The sequence below is a fragment of the Pseudomonas sp. FW300-N2F2 genome (assembly GCF_017351655.1).
GTDB lineage: Bacteria > Pseudomonadota > Gammaproteobacteria > Pseudomonadales > Pseudomonadaceae > Aquipseudomonas > Aquipseudomonas fluorescens_AA.
In genome coordinates this window covers 406,696-423,093 of the sequence record NZ_JACNDQ010000004.1, presented here as the reverse complement: position 1 = coordinate 423,093, position 16,398 = coordinate 406,696, and the positions used below count along the sequence as shown (strand labels likewise).

Below are 16,398 nucleotides of genomic sequence, written 5' to 3'. Positions count from 1 at the left end.
TTTGGCCATCTCGCCGCCGCAGCCGTGGCAGCCCGACGGAGTGGGTGTGTCATGAGATGCCATTTCTATGCGTCCTTCTCTGCAATCGATTCCACATACGCCAAACTTCGAGGGGCTCGCGTGTCTGCCTGCGACTTAGCCGACCTGACTGGTGTCGAGTATGCTGCACGAGTACTGAGACCATTTGCGCGAGAATCGGCGATCCTCCAATCCCCCGGACCGGAAATATCGTCACAGGCAACTCAACCTCACCCGCAAGCTCCAGAAAACGCTCCGGACCTGCCTGCATTATCACCCAAGCCTGCCCCAACAACCCAGCACGCTCGGCAGGCGTTGCGTATTCGAAAGGCAATCCGAGCGACGATGGCTTCAGCTGTGAAAGATCCAAACCCATCGCCTGGCAGAACAGTTGCGATTTGGTCGTAGGATTGCGCGTTACGTTCTTGAGAAAGCTGACCATGACCCGAGCAATGCACATCCACTCCGCAAAGCTCAATGAAGTCAGACCGTAAAGCGCTGTCGATTGACTGGCTGAGTCCGCAAAGCTCTGAAACGCCAAAGCTGATTTCACAATGGGCTCGGGCGAAACGTCAGCCAATGACTGGCCACAGTGGTGGCACACGGATAAGGGACGATCAGGACGAAGGCGATTTGGCTGGAGGGCCGAACTGCACCGCAAGCACCGATCAATAAGCAAAGTGCGATGGCGAGGACAGACTGTGTGCCACGCCAGGCGGTACTGCAAAAGATAATGAGGAATGGTGTCCGTCATGCAACAAGGACAGCAGAGCAGCCCGCCTGCGTGAGATCGGTTCCGACAACCGAGCGGCAAAATCCAGGGCAGATGCGCTGTCTGCTCAGCTACACCGTTGGGGTGCAATTTTTGCACGATAGGCCAAAGCGTAGAGGCCAGGAGTGAGGGGACCTGGAGGCCGGTCATGCTGGACAAGACCTCCATGTTTGTCCAGGAATGCCTACGATCAAGGTCAACTTTCCACGCTTGAGCATCAGGCCATACGATGCCGGTCAACGTGCTGGGCAAGCACCTATGGGCATGCGCTGTTCTCACTAGCCAGGAAGAGAACAGCTCATCAGGCAACATCTCAGGACTAAGTGGCCAACGAGGATTTAGACAACGCGCTCCCTGATGCCACGTGTAGGTCGCTTCCACGACTTAGCCTCAATCAGTTGCCGATCAATGCATTCCTTCCCAGAATTGATGGCTTCCGTGGCGCACTCGAGTAACAGACCGTGCAGGTCTCCAGTATTGCCGCCTGAAACGGAATGGATCAGCTGAGCCAGCTCAGGCTTGTAGATAGCCGACGGCTTTTTCAACGGTAGCACGGCTTCGAAAGCTTTCAGCATTCGCTGAAATTCGGCGTCTAACTTCCACGTTTCCAGTTTGATTACATCAAACCGGCTTGCGTGCTGCGGGTCCAGGTGCAGGATCTGCACAGCGTCCGGCGTTCCTACACCAACAACCGGGATTACCAAGGTGTTGCACAGCATTTTTAGCGCGTTCATGACCTCACGCTGCTTCATAGCGGAGCCGGTGAGCATTGAGTGCACTTCATCGATGATCAGCATGCGTACCTTTAGCTCGCGCAACGCGTGGATCACCTGAAACCGAAGCGTTACCTTTGAATCGGTCGTTCTGTAAGGCATCCACATGCGATCGAGGATGGCGATGTATAGGTCCTTCTCCTCAGCAGAGGGCGGTGCCTCGGCCACGATGATCGGTCGCACCGCCTCCGAGTTCTCGTCCACATAACCTTGCCCATGCATCTTCTCAAAATGCCTGACGATCGTCGTTTTCCCGTTGTTCGAATCACCGACAATGAGCATGTTCGGCATCCTTGGGCGCTTGGGCGCCTCGAGCAGGCATTCAAGGCTATCCAATATGTGATGTGCTGCCTTGTAGCCGATCCACCGAGGTTCACCCATGAAGCGAATACGCTCCCGAGCTGATAGCTGCAGCACTGGCCTGAAATCGGCGTGCAGGTGTGCGTACTCAGTCATTGGATATCACCGATCAGATCAACATCATCAAGCAGTAACCCTTCGCTTGTAGAGATGGAAGGCATGGCTTGCATCGGCGCTTTGACAGGCTGCGCCGGGGTCGCATTTTTACTATGTACCTTGTGCTTCTGAGCTTCACGGCGCGCTTTCTTAGTGCTTGCGGATGACCCATCGACGATCTGGCGACGCTCCAAAATCAATCTGCCGATCAAAGCCTCGTCAATGTGCTTTCGACCTTCATCAACAGCTTGTTTCTTGGCCGCTCGGAATTCCCACAAAGTAGCTGCAGGGAACGCCTGGTTCGCCACCGGCACCCGGAAATATTGTTTCAGGACAGGATCGTAGAACCAGATAACGCTAATGTCGCGAGGGTCCCGTCTGAATACAAATTTACGCGCCTGGGCAGTCTCTGGGTCCGTCGTACCGATCCAGTGACGCAATGCCTCCGAGTAATAGTACACATCCAGCTGGACGCCATAATGTTGAACGGTCCGGCGGTACGAGGGCATGAAATCCAGCTGCACCGTAAGAGGATCCGCAGGTCGAGGCGGAATACTCACCAACGCATCGGCTTCACGGCTCCCGAAGAAACCTAAATGCCACTTGCGCGAAGGGCTCATGTAAAGCGCTGAGTGGGGTCGGTTGTGATACAGAATGATCGTTCGAACCAGCCACTCCTCAAACTCACCCATCGTGAGTGCAGCATGCTTGTCGGAATCGTAGCCGTCTCTATCGGGAACGCTGCTGTGCGTGGTACCTGGCAGTTCATGTAGCTCTCTCATGAACGTACCGAGCAGGCGTTCAATATGGCCGCCGTATTTAGGCCGCTTTACCGGGCGGAATTGGTTTTCGATATTGTAATTTGCGCACGAACGACGAAAATTTTCTGCCTGGAAGTCAGGTCCGTTATCGGTATGGACCATTCGAGGGAAACCCCACACTGGCCATTCACCGCGAACGTTGTGAAGATTCAGCCACGCCTCTTTTGGCAGGATAGAGTGGGCAACGCACATGCCGACGGAAATTTCGGAAGGTTCCTCAAGGGCAAGGTAATAGCCAGTGATCATGCGCGAGTGCACATCGATCGCTAGGCTTAGCCACAGACGTCCAATGGGCTTGCGATGCCGATCATCCACAATTATCAGATCAATCGGGGTGTGATCAATTTGAACGACCGCCAGCGGGTAATCGGCGCCTGGAAACTTACCAACTGAGGGTGTATGCCGATTACGAGCTTGATCAGCATATCCGCGTCTACGCAGTTTGATCTTCTCAGGAATACGCTTGATCCTTGCCCTGATAGCGGATGCGCTGGGGGGCTTAATTCCCTGCGCCTTGGCCTGTGACTCGATTTCGGCAATGGTCGATTGGACAGTTCGCCGCTGAATTGTCAGGTAGTGCTGCTCGATCACTTCATCAATGAGTTTGTCGGCTTGTGCAGTCAATCGGCTATTACCGGATTGCCAACCCCGCTTGCGCGGCACGAGCGCAAGCACTTCGTGCCAACTTTGATACCGATCCAGCCACCGATAGAGAGTGGCAGTATCAACACCTACTTCTTTGGCTCTCTCCTCTACGCTCGCTCTGGGCAAGATCGAAGCGCGCAGTAAGGGCTTGATGGCTGAGAACCGCTGTTGCGCTATTGCCCATTCATCCGAGCTGATCGTCGAGATGTCGTAGTTCACGTACAGGCCGTCGACTCGGTCTTGCGCGACAGGTTGGAGTTCGGAAATGCGGAGTGAGACGCTGCGGCCGGTCTCGACTTCTACTCCGACGACGTTCTGAAAGTCGAGTAGCTGGACGATTCGAAAGATTTGCTTGTCACAGCTAACCATTTCCCCGACTTCAACCAAGACACGCTCTCTGGAGGGTTCGTATGGGGTGAAGTGCTCATCCGTGTCGATTTCATAAATGTTCATGGCGTAGCCACCCAGAGTTCAAGGTATTCATTCAGCGGCTCGGTGATATCGCACTCCACCCGGCCAGTAGCGATAAGGTGCCAGAACAGCGCGACACCACGATCTCGGTACACGCCTTTGAAATGGCGAGCCAAGAGATAGTGCACAGGCGCAAATTCCATTTCCTGAAGCGTCTTCAGGACCATCTCAATGTCTTCACGATCAAAGTCCAAGCGCTCGAAACGTTCCAGGAACGTGATGTTATCGAGAGGCAACCCACGAATGCGCGACTCGTCATAGATGCTGAAGGTCCAGCCCTCTTCCCGCGCGTAGCGGCGCGCTGCCTTCCATTTCCCAAGCCAGGTGCGCCAGTTATTTCGCCACTCATAGGCGGGCTTCACTTCGACCAGCATCGGCTTGATGTAGTCCATGTAGCTAACGCCCGCCGGCTGGCGGTAATGCACCAGAAAGTCAGGGGTGTAGGTCAAATCGCGCCCTCGCGAATCAACAAAGTCGACACGGACTGGCTGGGCAACCACTGACTCGACCCGATAAGAAAACCTCATTCGCTTTAAGAAGTCGCGCTCAAGCAGTGACTCGTACGGCACGCCACCTGCGCCGCGAAACGGCAAGAAACCTGAAACGCTGCGACGTGTCGGCTTGATAGGGCGGACTTGCTTAGGCTGGTCGCAGCTATTTCGAGGCATTTTCAATCCTGTCGCATCCAATTTGAAAGTTTTTCGCATTTATTTACGCAATCAGAAACCGTACCTCGCGGCCTCTAGCCTAGTGCTTTCGCAGCTATTTAGGAAGCCGACAGCGGGTCAAAACCGCAGCCAGGGGAGATCACCCTCGCCCACCATGGCGTGCTGTTTCTGGATGAACTGCCGGAGTTCGACCGCAAGGTGCTGGAGGTCTTGAGAGAACCGCTGGAGTCAGGGCACATCGTGGTCTCGCGCGCCCGGGACCGAGTGCGCTTCCCTGCCCGTTTCCAACTGGTGGCGGCGATGAACCCCTGCCCCTGTGGCTATCTCGGCGAACCCAGCGGCCGCTGTGCCTGTACACCGGAGATGGTGCAGCGCTACCGCAACAAACTCTCCGGCCCGTTGCTGGACCGTATCGACCTGCACCTGACCGTCGCCCGGGAAGCCACGGCATTGAACCCCAGGCTCGAACCCGGGGACGATACGGCCACGGTCGCCGAGCGCGTGGCCGAAGCCCGGGAACGCCAGCACCGCCGCCAGGGCTGCGCCAACGCCTTCCTCGATCTACCGGGGTTGCGCCGGCATTGCAAGTTATCCACAACCGATGAAACCTGGCTGGAAACCGCCTGCGAGCGGCTGACCCTGTCGCTGCGCGCCGCCCACCGCTTGCTCAAGGTCGCCCGGACACTGGCGGACCTGGAGCAAGCGGGGAACATTCGCCGCGAGCACCTGGCCGAAGCATTGCAGTATCGGCCGGCGTCGGCGTGAACCGCTTTACGGCTTGCTCAGGTCTACCAACGGTGTTTCCCGGACCTCGGTTTTTTGACCGTTCTGGATCGCATCGATGCGCTTGAGCGCCTTATCCACAGCGCCCTTGTCCGCCAACAGGCTGTAGTGGATCTGGAATTGCTTGTGCTCTTTCGGCCCGATCGTAGGCACCAGGCCCAGTGGCCGCTGATACCGGCGGTTATAGGAAAAACTGGTGCCTGGTTCCAACCCGGTCACGTAGCCCTGGCCTTGGGTATCGGTGTTTTTCCACAGGGAAAACACGGGCAGCGTGCTGGTGTTGAAGCCTACCGACACACCGAGGCTGCCGGCCTTGTTGTGCAGGACCGTGAGCGTATCGCCCTTGGCGTCAGCGTAGGGCACGACGTTATAGACGGTTTCGTCGTAATCCTTGGTCGGGGCTCGGTAGGTTTGCCAATCCGGCAAGTCGCCCTTGGCCTTGTCGTTGAACGGCGAGACCTGCTTGACCGGTGCCGCGAAACGAGCGCCCTGCTCCAGGAAAGGCGTGCTGAAATTGCTGTGGTAGAGCGCTTGGTATTCCTTCGGGTAATCGCCGTTGTTGGTCAGCGTGTCGCTGAGTGCGAACGTCACGCTGCCTGGCTCGGTGACCAGTTCGGTCTGCACCGAGAAATCGACCTTCTTGAACGCCTGCTCCTTCAACTCGCCCCGCAGGGTGATGGCGTAGGGCGGTTTTTCATCGATGTGCAAGGTGACTTTATTGGCCGGAATATTGGCGGCGCGGCCATGCAGGGTCAGCAGCTCGCCATTGTCCATGCCGGGATGGCCGACCCATTCGTAGCCGCAGCGGGTGACCAACTCGTTGAAGCCTTCGAGCCAACCCAAGCCGCCTCGGCCGTTGAGCTCGATGAACGCCGGGTTGACCACTTCCTTGACCGGCGAATCCCACCCCATGCGCACATTCCCGACCGACGCCTGCAACACATTCATGCCACGGGTCGGGACGACTGAAAGCTTCAGGGTGCCGTTGTCGATATCAACGATGCTGACGCCCTCTTGCCGGCCACCGTGCAGGGTGCGCATCGTCACGGAGAAAGGTTTGTCGGTTTTCACGCCGAGCTGCTGGCTGGTGATTTGCCAGGGTTGGGCGGCTTTATCGGTATCCAGCAGGACATAATCCCAAGCCATCGCCTGGGAGGCAGCGCCCAAGGCGCCAAGGGTAACGAGGAGTTTGAGCGGAGTCATGGACGCGACCTTTTATTGGAGTTGTGCGGTTTTTATAGACTTGAAGAAACGTTTCAGCAAGCTTAAAAACAGCAATACCCTTAAAAAATCACGCCTACATGATCGACAGCGATTTGTGGGAGCGAACTTGCTCGCGATAGCGGTGGGTCAGATTGAAGTGATGTTGGCTGGGCAGCCGTCATCGCGAGCAAGCTCGCTCCCACAGGGAATCGAGGGTGGCCCGGGTTTGGTATGCACTGGCAATCAAACTGTGGGAGCGAGCTCGCTCGCGATGGCGCTGGGTCAGATTGAGACGATGTTGGCTGGGCAGCCCCAATTGTGAGCAAGCCCGCTTCCACCGCAAATCTCTGGGAGCGGGCTTGTGACAGGAGGCTTCAGCGGAACCGATCAACCTCTTGGCGCAGGTCCTGGGCCAGTTTTTCCAGTTCCTTCGCGGTGACCGCCAGGTTCGAGACCACCTGGCGCTGCTCGCTGTTGGCCATGGCGATGCTTTGCAGGTTGCTGCTGAGCAGGGTCGCGGTGCTGCTTTGTTCCTGGGTGGCGGTGGTGATCGCCGCGAATTGCTGGCCAGCCGAACGGCTCTGCTCGTCGATTCGCGCCAGGGCCGAGGCCACATTGGCGTTGCGCGACAGGCCTTCCTGCATCAACAGGTTGCCCTGTTCCATGGTGCTGATGGCATTGCCGGTTTCCTGCTGGATGCTGTTGATCATGCCGGAGATTTCGTCAGTGGCCTGACGGGTGCGGGACGCCAGGCTGCGGACTTCATCGGCCACCACGGCGAAACCACGGCCCTGCTCGCCGGCCCGGGCAGCTTCGATGGCCGCGTTCAAGGCTAGCAGGTTGGTCTGCTCGGCAATCGAGGTGATGACCCCCACGATGCCGCCGATTTCCTGGGAACGCTGGCCCAGGGTATTGATGACCGTGGCCGTGCTGTTCAGCGCGCCGGCAATTTGCTCCAGGGACGACGACGCTTCATCCATCGAGGTCCGGCCAATGCGGGTTTGCTGGGCGTTTTCCTGGGCCAGGCGCTCGGTGTTGCCCATGTTGTCGGCAATGTTCAGGGAGGTCGCGCTGAACTCTTCCACCGCGCCGGCCATGCTGGTGATTTCGCCGGATTGTTGCTCCATGCCTTCGTACGCCCCGCTGGACAACCCGGACAGGGCCTGGGCGCGGCTGTTCACCTCCTGGGAGGCCTTGCGGATGTGCTCGACCATGGTCGACAGGGCCTGGCTCATCTGGTTGAAGGCACGGGCCAACTGACCGATTTCGTCATGGCTCGACACGTTCAGGCGCACGCTCAGATCGCCGGCGCCCAACGCTTCGGCCTGGCGCACCAGATCCCCCAATGGCGCCAGTTTGCTACGCAACAACCACATTGCCGAACCGACCGCCAACAGCATCGCCAGCAGACTGCCAATGGCCAGTTGCGTACCGACGCTCCAGGTCACGGCGCGGATCTCGGTTTTCGGCATGCTCGCCACCACCGCCCACGGCCCACCCTCGAACGGTACGGCAACGCTGTAGAAATCTTCGGCGGTATCGGCCCAGAACGCGCCCTTGCCCGGCTTTTTGATCAAGCCGGTGATGGCCGTGGTGGCGCTGTCCAGCGCCTGCACGCCGGCGGGCGGCACCAGCCATTTGTTTTGTTCGTCCAGCAGCGCCAGGGAGCCGGTCTGGCCGATGCGGAAGCGCTTGAGGTTTTCGAACTGCGCGTTCTGCGCATCGGTGTAGTCGAAGCCTACGTACAACACGGCAATGATCTTGCCGCTGCTGTCACGTACAGGCGTGTACTGCGACATGTAGAAGCGCCCGAAAAGCAGGGCCCGACCAATGTAGCTCTGCCCGCTGATCACCGGACCGTAGGCGGGGCCGGCGCGGTCGAGCACGGTGCCGATGGCCCGCGTACCGTCCTGTTTGCTGACGGAGGTACTGACTCGGATGAAATCGTCGCCGCTGCGCACGAATACCGTGGCGACCCCAGCGGTCATCGCTTTGAAGTCGTCCACTTCCTTGAAGTTGTTGTTCAACACTTCGCTACCCAGGTTCAAGCCTGGGGTTTGTACGCCCGCCACCGTCACCGGCTGGTCCGGATGCACGCTCAGGCCCGCGCTGAAGCGCTTTTCGAACAGACCGGCCAAGCGCTGGGTGCTCTCGCGCAAAGTGCCGTGGAACGTATTGAGCTGATCGGCCATCAGGCGCGCTTCGCTGGCCAAGTGCTCTTCACGGGTGGCAAGGTTGGCAGCGTCCAGCGAACGCAAGGCGAAGACGGTACTGCCGGAGATCACGATCGCCAGTATCACGGCAAGGGCAAGGCCTAGCTGTGAGGCGATCCGGGCGCGGGGTTGAGACATGACGGCTCCTGGCCGAGAGACCGGATCATCCTGATCACGTCGCACGCTCGGCATTTTATTCGGGTGAGGTGTAAGTAGACCCTTTCTGAACGAGGGTTCCATGTTCACGGATTCGGCGGCAAAACCAAATACTTGAGCGGTTTGCACGGATTAATGCCCAGTGGCTAGCACGCCAACTTCAACGTTTCAGCTTAGACGTTGTACATCAGGCAGTTGCATGGCCTTGACCTCGCCTTGGAGGAAGTCGCTGAGCCGGCGCAAACGTTCACCTCCCGGCCGGGTTTTCGGCCAGACCAGGTAATAGTGTTCCCCACTGGCGACAGCCGTCGGCCATGGCAGGCTCAGGCGCCCTTGGGCAACGTCCTCGGCCACCATCAGCAGGTCGCCCATGGAGACCCCATAGCCACGTGCGGCCGCGATCATGCCCAGCTCCAGGGTATCGAACACCTGTCCACCCTTGAGCGAGACCTTGTCGGAAAGCCCCATGCGTTGCAGCCAGTTGCGCCAGTCCCGGCGATCCGGCGTCGGATGCAGCAGCTCAGCACTGGCCAGCCGCGCCACATCCCAGGGCTGATCGTTCAACAGGTTCGGCGCGCCCACCGGAATCAATTCCTCGGGAAACAGCAAACTGGCCTCCCAGTCCGCCGGAAAATGCCCGTTGCCCAGCAATACGGCGCAATCGAAGGGCTCGACGTTGAAGTCCACCGAATCGATGTCCATCCAGGCACTGGTCAGTTGCACCTCGTTACCGGGCTGCAAATGCCGGAAGCGACTCAGGCGCGCCAACAACCAACGCATGGTCAGCGTGGAAGGCGCTTTCATGCGCAGGATGCCGTCTTCGCCATGCAAGGTGTGGCAGGCCCGCTCCAGCGCCATGAAACCCTCGCGCACGCCCGGCAGCAGCAACCGCGCCGCCTCGGTCAACTGCAGGTTGCGGCCGCTGCGCAGGAACAGCCGGCAGGCAAAGTGATCTTCCAGCGTGCGGATGTGCCGGCTGACGGCGCTCTGGGTGATCGACAGCTCTTCGGCGGCCCGGGTGAACGAGCTATAGCGCGCCGCGGCTTCGAATGCCCGCAACGCATAAAGAGGAGGAAGACGACGGGACATCGCAAAAGCTCCATGGCGTGGTCTGCAAACCCTACCAGAAACCCATCCAGCATGAGTTTTAATCATGCCAGCGATCTTTTTTATCCTTTTGTGCAATCCGCCGAGAGCGCCGAGAATCGTCGCTTTACTGCCTTGTTTGAACATGGAGCGTGATGATCATGCGGCATCCGGTGCGTACCGAACTCTGGGCCATCCTGCGGCTGGCGGGGCCGTTGATTGCCTCGCAGTTGGCGCACATGCTCATGGTGCTCACCGACACCGTGATGATGGCGCGCCTGAGTCCCGAAGCCCTCGCCGGAGGCGGGCTCGGGGCGGCCACCTATTCGTTCGTGTCGATCTTCTGCATCGGTGTGATCGCTGCGGTGGGCACCCTGGTCGCGATCCGCCAGGGCGCAGGCGATGTCGAAGGCGCCACCCGGCTGACCCAGGCCGGGCTTTGGCTGGCCTGGTTGATGGCGCTGATGGCCGGGTTGCTGCTGTGGAATCTCAAGCCCGTGCTGCTGATGTTCGGCCAGACCGAAACCAACGTGTTGTCCGCCGGACAGTTCCTGCTGGCGCTGCCGTTCGCCCTGCCCGGCTACCTGAGCTTCATGGCCCTGCGCGGCTTCACCAGCGCCATTGGCCGGGCCACGCCGGTCATGGTGATAAGCCTCGGCGGCACGGTGGCCAACTTCCTGCTCAACTACGCGCTCATCACCGGCATGTTCGGCCTGCCAAAACTCGGCCTGATGGGCATCGGCCTGGTCACGGCCATTGTCGCCAACTGCATGGCCCTGGCCCTGGCCTGGCACATCCATCGGCACCCGGCCTACCGTGCCTATCCGCTGCTGGATGGGCTGTCGCGGCCCAATCGCCAATACCTCAAGGAGCTGTGGCGCCTGGGCCTGCCGATCGGTGGCACCTATGCGGTGGAAGTCGGGCTGTTCGCGTTCGCCGCGCTGTGCATGGGCACCATGGGCAGCACGCCGTTGGCGGCCCACCAGATCGCCCTGCAAATCGTCTCGGTGGCGTTCATGGTACCGGCCGGAATGTCCTACGCCATCACCATGCGCATCGGCCAGCACTACGGCGCCGGGCAGCTATGGAGGGCGCGCCAGGCCGGTCGGGTCGGCATTGGCTTTGGCGCGGCCGCGATGCTGGCGTTCGCCATGGTGTTCTGGCTGCTGCCCCATCAATTGATCGGCTTGTTCCTGGACCACGATGACCCGGCGTTCCGCGACGTGATCAACCTGGCCGTGAGCCTGTTGGCGGTGGCGGCGTGGTTCGAACTGTTCGACGGCACGCAAACCATCGCCATGGGCTGCATTCGCGGGCTCAAGGACGCCAAGACCACCTTCCTGGTGGGCCTGGGTTGCTATTGGCTCATCGGCGCACCATCGGCGTGGTGGATGGCGTTCCACCTGAACTGGGGACCGACCGGTGTCTGGTGGGGCCTGGCCCTGGGGCTGGCCTGCGCGGCCGTGAGCCTGACCCTGGCGTTTGAATGGAAGATGAAGCGGATGATTCGCAGTGAGGCTGGGCAGCCCGGTTTCGAAGCCATTCAGGCCAAGTGAAGTCCATCCCTTTGTGGGAGCGAGCTTGCTCGCGATGGCGATAGGTCTGTCACATCTATTTTGACTGACACACCGCTATCGCGAGCAAGCTCGCTCCCACAGGGTTTTGTGTCAGACCACGACGTCGTGTGTGGAGTGCTGATCACCCTCGAACGTCAAATACTCAACCAATTCCGGCAACGGCAACGGCTTGCTGATCAGGAAGCCCTGCACCTGGTCGCAACCGAAACCGCGTAGCAGGTCCAGTTGTGCCTGGGTTTCCACACCTTCGGCCACCACCTCCAGGTTAAGGTTGTGGGCCAGGTTGATCATGGCGTGCACCAGTTTGCGGTTTTCTTCGCGCTGCTCCATGCCGCCGACGAAGCTCTTGTCGATCTTGAGCAAGGCGATCGGCAGGCTGTTGAGGTGCACGAACGAGGAGAACCCGGTGCCGAAGTCGTCCAGGGAGAAGCGCACCCCCAGGCGGCCCAGGGCATCCATGGTCTGCTTGACCAGTTCGCTGCGGCGCATGACGGCGGTTTCGGTGAGTTCGAACTCCAGCCATTGCGCCTCGACACCTCGCTCGGCAATCAGTCGGCTCAAGGTCGGCAGCAACTGGCTGTCCTGGAACTGCCGGAACGACAGGTTGACCGCCATGTGCAACGGCGCCAGCCCCCGTTCGCGCAGGGCCTGCATGTCCCGCAGTGCCCGGGAAATCACCCAGTAGCCCAACGGCACGATCAGGCCGCTCTGTTCGGCCAGCGGCACGAACTCACTCGGTGGCAACAAGCCGCGTTCGCCATGGCGCCAACGCACCAGGGCTTCGAGGCCGACGATGTGGCCGCCATCGAGGTCCAGGCGCGGCTGGTAATGCAATTCCAGCTCGTCACGGCGCAGTGCCCGGCGCAGTTCGCTTTCCAGGTCGGCAAGGCTGCGGGCATTGCGATTGATGCGCTCGTTGAAGATATGAAAGGTGCAGCCCTGGGTGCTCTTGGCCTGCTGCATGGCGATGTGGGCATGCCACATCAGCGGATCCGCGCCGGCCTGGGCGCGAGCATGGGCGACGCCCAGGCTGCAACCGATCAGCAGGCTTTCGCCGTCCACCCAATAGGGTTCGGCCAAGGCTTCGGTAATACGCTCGGCCATCCATTCGGCCCGCTGCGGTGCGCGGCGGGTGTCGATCAGCAAGGCAAATTCATCACTGCCCAGCCGCGCCAATTGATCGCCGGCTTCGAGCGACCCCTTGAGCCGCGATACCACTTGCAGGATCAAACGGTCGCCGGCCTGGTGACCGAGGGCGTCGTTGGCGTGGCGAAAGTTGTCCAGGTCCAGGTGACCGAGCGCCAGGCCTCGGCCGTCGTTTTCCGCCAGACGCGCCGCCAGCAATGTCTGGAAACCCTGGCGATTGGCGATGCCTGTCAATGGATCCTGCTCGGCGAGGCGCTGCAGGGTGTTTTCCAGCACGCCGCGCTCGCGCACATGGCGCAGGCAACGACGCAGGGTCGCGCTGTCGAGGACATCGCGCACCAACCAGTCGCTGGCACCGTCGGGGGCAACCGCCGGCTCGTGCTCGAGCAACAGGATGGTCGGCAGGCTGCAACGGCCCGGCGTCGGCTGCAACGCCGCAACAGTCAGCAACACCGCGTTGCGATTGTCTTCGAACAGGCTGCTGACGGACTCCCAGCTCGGGGCGCTGATCAACACGACCGAGGGCCCCATGGGCACCAGGCACTCGCGCAGTATTGCTGACCACTCTGGCTCTTGGGCCAATAACAGCAAACGCAAGGGTTCGACAGGCGTTGACAAGCTGACTCCCTAGACTCTGCAAGGTGGTAGGCGCCGGGCATTATGACCTGCCGATGGGCAATGACCAATGCCAACGGTTCTCAAACACGCGCTTTCGGTGGTTTTTCCCGCTCGAAATGCTGCGCGGGACCCAATTGGTTCCACATCCTGCGTGAAAGTGGCAGAAGCGGCAAATGACAATCCTGTGTGCGTCACAAGTCGGACAGAGCAGCACAATTCTCTGAGCCTGTTAAAATGCCGGCCCATTTCGCAAACGACTCCCTGACTCTGTCATGTCCCGACTCAATCCCCGGCAGCAAGAAGCCGTGAACTATGTCGGCGGCCCTCTTTTGGTGCTCGCCGGTGCAGGCTCCGGCAAGACCAGCGTAATCACCCGCAAGATCGCGCACCTGATCCAGAATTGCGGCATCCGCGCCCAATACATCGTCGCCATGACGTTCACCAACAAGGCCGCCCGAGAAATGAAAGAGCGGGTCGGCGGCCTGTTGCGCGCCGGCGAAGGCCGCGGCCTGACGGTGTGTACCTTCCACAACCTGGGCCTGAACATCATCCGCAAGGAGCACGCGCGGCTGGGCTACAAACCGGGCTTCTCGATTTTCGACGAGACCGACGTCAAGGCCTTGATGACCGACATCATGCAAAAGGAATACTCGGGCGACGACGGCGTGGACGAGATCAAGAACATGATCGGTTCGTGGAAAAACGACCTGATCCTGCCCGCCGAAGCCCTGGAGAACGCCCGCAACCCCAAGGAACAGACTGCCGCCATCGTCTACACCCACTACCAGCGTACCCTCAAGGCGTTCAATGCGGTGGACTTCGACGACCTGATCCTGTTGCCGGTCAAGCTGTTCCAGGACCACGCCGACATTCTCGAAAAATGGCAGAACAAGGTCCGCTACCTGCTGGTGGATGAATACCAGGACACCAACGCCAGCCAGTATTTGCTGGTGAAGCTGCTGATCGGCAAACGCAACCAGTTCACCGTGGTGGGCGACGATGACCAGTCGATCTATGCCTGGCGCGGCGCGCGGCCGGAAAACCTGATGTTGCTCAAGGACGACTACCCGTCGCTCAAAGTGGTGATGCTGGAGCAGAACTACCGCTCCACCAGCCGCATCCTGCGCTGCGCCAACGTGCTGATTTCCAACAACCCCCACGAGTTCGAAAAACAACTGTGGAGCGAGATGGGCCACGGCGACGAGATCCGCGTGATCCGTTGCCGCAACGAAGACGCCGAAGCCGAGCGCGTGGCCATGGAAATCCTCAGCCTGCACCTGCGCACCGACCGGCCGTACAGCGACTTTGCGATCCTGTACCGCGGCAACTACCAGGCCAAGCTGATCGAGCTGAAATTGCAGCATCACCAGATCCCCTACCGCCTGTCGGGGGGCAACAGCTTCTTCGGGCGCCAGGAAGTGAAGGACCTGATGGCCTACTTCCGCCTGATCGTGAACCCGGACGACGACAACGCCTTCCTGCGGGTGATCAACGTGCCGCGCCGGGAAATCGGTTCGACCACCCTGGAAAAACTCGGCAACTACGCCACCGAGCGCAAGATCTCGATGTACGCCGCCACCGATGAAATCGGCCTGGGCGAACATCTGGACAGCCGCTTCACCGATCGCCTGGCGCGCTTCAAGCGTTTCATGGACAAGGTACGTGAGCAGTGCGCCGGGGAAGATCCGATCTCGGCGCTGCGCAGCATGGTCATGGACATCGACTACGAGAACTGGCTGCGCACCAACAGCTCCAGCGACAAGGCCGCCGATTACCGCATGGGTAACGTCTGGTTCCTGATCGAGGCGTTGAAGAACACCCTGGAAAAGGACGAAGACGGCGAGATGACGGTCGAGGACGCCATCGGCAAACTCGTCTTGCGGGACATGCTCGAGCGCCAGCAGGAAGAGGAAGACGGCGCCGAAGGCGTGCAGATGATGACCCTTCACGCTTCCAAGGGCCTGGAATTTCCCTACGTGTTCATCATGGGCATGGAAGAGGAAATCCTGCCGCACCGTTCCAGCATCGAGGCCGACACCATCGAGGAAGAACGGCGCCTGGCCTATGTCGGCATTACCCGGGCACGCCAGACGCTGGCCTTTACCTTCGCCGCCAAGCGCAAGCAGTACGGCGAAGTAATCGACTGCGCCCCGAGTCGTTTTCTCGATGAGCTGCCGCCGGACGACCTGGCCTGGGAAGGCAACGACGACACGCCGACGGAAGTCAAAGTCGTTCGCGGCAACAGTGCCCTGGCGGATATACGCGCGATGCTAAAGCGCTAGAATCGACTACTTTTTTCAACGACTTCAGGCGCTGAAGGCGTCATCAGAGGAGGCTTCATGGAAGCCCTGCACCAGAAAATTCGTGAACAAGGCATCGTGCTTTCCGATCAGGTCCTGAAAGTCGACGCTTTCCTGAACCACCAGATCGACCCGCAATTGATGAAGCTGATCGGCGACGAATTCGCCGCGCTGTTCAAGGATTCGGGCATCACCAAGATCGTCACCATCGAAGCCTCGGGCATTGCCCCGGCGATCATGACCGGGCTGAACCTTGGCGTACCGGTGATCTTCGCCCGCAAGCAACAATCCCTGACCCTGACGGAGAACCTGCTGTCGGCCACCGTGTATTCGTTTACCAAGAAAACCGAAAGCACCGTCGCCATCAGCCCGCGTCACCTGACCAGCAGCGATCGGGTGCTGATCATCGATGACTTCCTGGCCAACGGCAAAGCCTCCCAGGCGCTGATTTCCATCATCAAGCAGGCCGGCGCCACCGTCGCCGGGCTGGGGATCGTGATCGAGAAGTCGTTCCAGGGCGGCCGCGCGGAACTGGATGCCCAGGGTTATCGCGTCGAGTCGTTGGCCCGGGTGCAGTCGCTGGCGGGTGGGGTCGTGACCTTCATCGATTGACCCAGTGTCCCCTGTGGGAGCGAGCTTGCTCGCGATAGCGGTGTATCTGTTACATAAAAGGTGTCTGACAGATCGCCATC

General features: G+C 59.9%; 11 protein-coding genes and 2 pseudogenes. 4 read left to right on the top strand and 9 right to left on the bottom strand.

Annotated elements, in window-relative coordinates:
- Window positions 1-49: 49 nt before the first annotated feature.
- From J4E63_RS31440 to J4E63_RS28480, 4 genes are read right to left on the bottom strand one after another with little or no spacing between them, the layout of a single operon-like run.
- A complete protein-coding gene (locus J4E63_RS31440; RefSeq protein ID WP_207283990.1) occupies window positions 50-1,171 on the bottom strand; it encodes a TniQ family protein in 1,122 nt (373 codons plus the stop codon).
- On the bottom strand, window positions 1,129-2,019 hold the full coding sequence (locus J4E63_RS28490) for a TniB family NTP-binding protein (RefSeq protein ID WP_207283989.1): 891 nt from the start codon (window positions 2,017-2,019) through the stop codon (window positions 1,129-1,131). Before J4E63_RS28490 ends, J4E63_RS31440 begins: the two co-directional genes overlap by 43 nt.
- Window positions 2,016-3,938, bottom strand: coding sequence for a Mu transposase C-terminal domain-containing protein (locus J4E63_RS28485; protein WP_207283988.1), 1,923 nt, complete (start codon window positions 3,936-3,938; stop codon window positions 2,016-2,018). The genes J4E63_RS28490 and J4E63_RS28485 overlap by 4 nt, the downstream gene beginning before the upstream one ends.
- Window positions 3,935-4,483: a TnsA endonuclease N-terminal domain-containing protein gene (locus J4E63_RS28480; protein ID WP_207284199.1), complete on the bottom strand. Its 549-nt coding sequence runs from the start codon at window positions 4,481-4,483 to the stop codon at window positions 3,935-3,937. The genes J4E63_RS28485 and J4E63_RS28480 overlap by 4 nt, the downstream gene beginning before the upstream one ends.
- Window positions 4,484-4,738: 255 nt before the next feature.
- Here J4E63_RS28480 and J4E63_RS28475 point away from each other — a divergent pair.
- Window positions 4,739-5,389 (top strand): annotated as a pseudogene (locus J4E63_RS28475) (ATP-binding protein); the annotation flags it as partial.
- Window positions 5,390-5,395: 6 nt separating this feature from the next.
- Here the strand turns inward: J4E63_RS28475 and J4E63_RS28470 are convergent.
- The 4 genes and pseudogenes from J4E63_RS28470 to J4E63_RS28460 form a co-directional block, all read right to left on the bottom strand.
- Complete coding sequence (locus tag J4E63_RS28470) at window positions 5,396-6,610, bottom strand: aldose 1-epimerase family protein (RefSeq protein WP_192262515.1); 1,215 nt, start codon at window positions 6,608-6,610, stop codon at window positions 5,396-5,398.
- A gap of 374 nt (window positions 6,611-6,984) precedes the next feature.
- Window positions 6,985-7,707 (bottom strand): methyl-accepting chemotaxis protein, encoded by a 723-nt coding sequence (locus tag J4E63_RS31435; RefSeq protein ID WP_371914151.1) that lies wholly within the window; start codon window positions 7,705-7,707, stop codon window positions 6,985-6,987.
- 180 nt (window positions 7,708-7,887) lie between these two features.
- A pseudogene (locus J4E63_RS31430) lies at window positions 7,888-8,802 on the bottom strand (Cache 3/Cache 2 fusion domain-containing protein); the annotation flags it as partial.
- Window positions 8,803-9,147: 345 nt separating this feature from the next.
- Window positions 9,148-10,068 carry a LysR substrate-binding domain-containing protein gene (locus J4E63_RS28460; protein ID WP_060740079.1) on the bottom strand — a complete coding sequence of 307 codons (921 nt, stop codon included), beginning with the start codon at window positions 10,066-10,068 and terminating at the stop codon, window positions 9,148-9,150.
- A 158-nt stretch (window positions 10,069-10,226) separates the two neighbouring features.
- Here J4E63_RS28460 and J4E63_RS28455 point away from each other — a divergent pair, with 158 nt between their 5' ends.
- Entirely contained in the window at window positions 10,227-11,621 is a 1,395-nt protein-coding gene (locus J4E63_RS28455) for a NorM family multidrug efflux MATE transporter (protein ID WP_207284198.1), read from the top strand.
- 111 nt (window positions 11,622-11,732) lie between these two features.
- Here the strand turns inward: J4E63_RS28455 and J4E63_RS28450 are convergent, their stop codons facing one another.
- Window positions 11,733-13,406: a bifunctional diguanylate cyclase/phosphodiesterase gene (locus J4E63_RS28450; RefSeq protein WP_207283986.1), complete on the bottom strand. Its 1,674-nt coding sequence runs from the start codon at window positions 13,404-13,406 to the stop codon at window positions 11,733-11,735.
- A gap of 272 nt (window positions 13,407-13,678) precedes the next feature.
- Here J4E63_RS28450 and rep point away from each other — a divergent pair, with 272 nt between their 5' ends.
- Window positions 13,679-15,688, top strand: a complete 2,010-nt coding sequence (gene rep / locus J4E63_RS28445; RefSeq protein WP_060740076.1) for a DNA helicase Rep — start codon at window positions 13,679-13,681, stop codon at window positions 15,686-15,688.
- A gap of 57 nt (window positions 15,689-15,745) precedes the next feature.
- On the top strand, window positions 15,746-16,318 hold the full coding sequence (locus J4E63_RS28440) for a xanthine phosphoribosyltransferase (RefSeq protein ID WP_014340844.1): 573 nt from the start codon (window positions 15,746-15,748) through the stop codon (window positions 16,316-16,318).
- Window positions 16,319-16,398 lie beyond the last annotated feature (80 nt).

Bases quoted from the DNA above. Each gene is read 5' to 3' on its own strand.
- J4E63_RS28480 (WP_207284199.1), bottom strand. From the start codon at position 4,483: ATGAGGTTTTCTTATCGGGTCGAGTCAGTGGTTGCCCAGCCAGTCCGT.
- J4E63_RS31435 (WP_371914151.1), bottom strand. From the start codon at position 7,707: ATGGCCGGCGCGGTGGAAGAGTTCAGCGCGACCTCCCTGAACATTGCC.
- J4E63_RS28470 (WP_192262515.1), bottom strand. From the start codon at position 6,610: ATGACTCCGCTCAAACTCCTCGTTACCCTTGGCGCCTTGGGCGCTGCC.
- J4E63_RS28460 (WP_060740079.1), bottom strand. From the start codon at position 10,068: ATGTCCCGTCGTCTTCCTCCTCTTTATGCGTTGCGGGCATTCGAAGCC.
- J4E63_RS28490 (WP_207283989.1), bottom strand. From the start codon at position 2,019: ATGACTGAGTACGCACACCTGCACGCCGATTTCAGGCCAGTGCTGCAG.
- J4E63_RS28485 (WP_207283988.1), bottom strand. From the start codon at position 3,938: ATGAACATTTATGAAATCGACACGGATGAGCACTTCACCCCATACGAA.
- J4E63_RS28440 (WP_014340844.1), top strand. From the start codon at position 15,746: ATGGAAGCCCTGCACCAGAAAATTCGTGAACAAGGCATCGTGCTTTCC.
- J4E63_RS28455 (WP_207284198.1), top strand. From the start codon at position 10,227: ATGCGGCATCCGGTGCGTACCGAACTCTGGGCCATCCTGCGGCTGGCG.
- rep (WP_060740076.1), top strand. From the start codon at position 13,679: ATGTCCCGACTCAATCCCCGGCAGCAAGAAGCCGTGAACTATGTCGGC.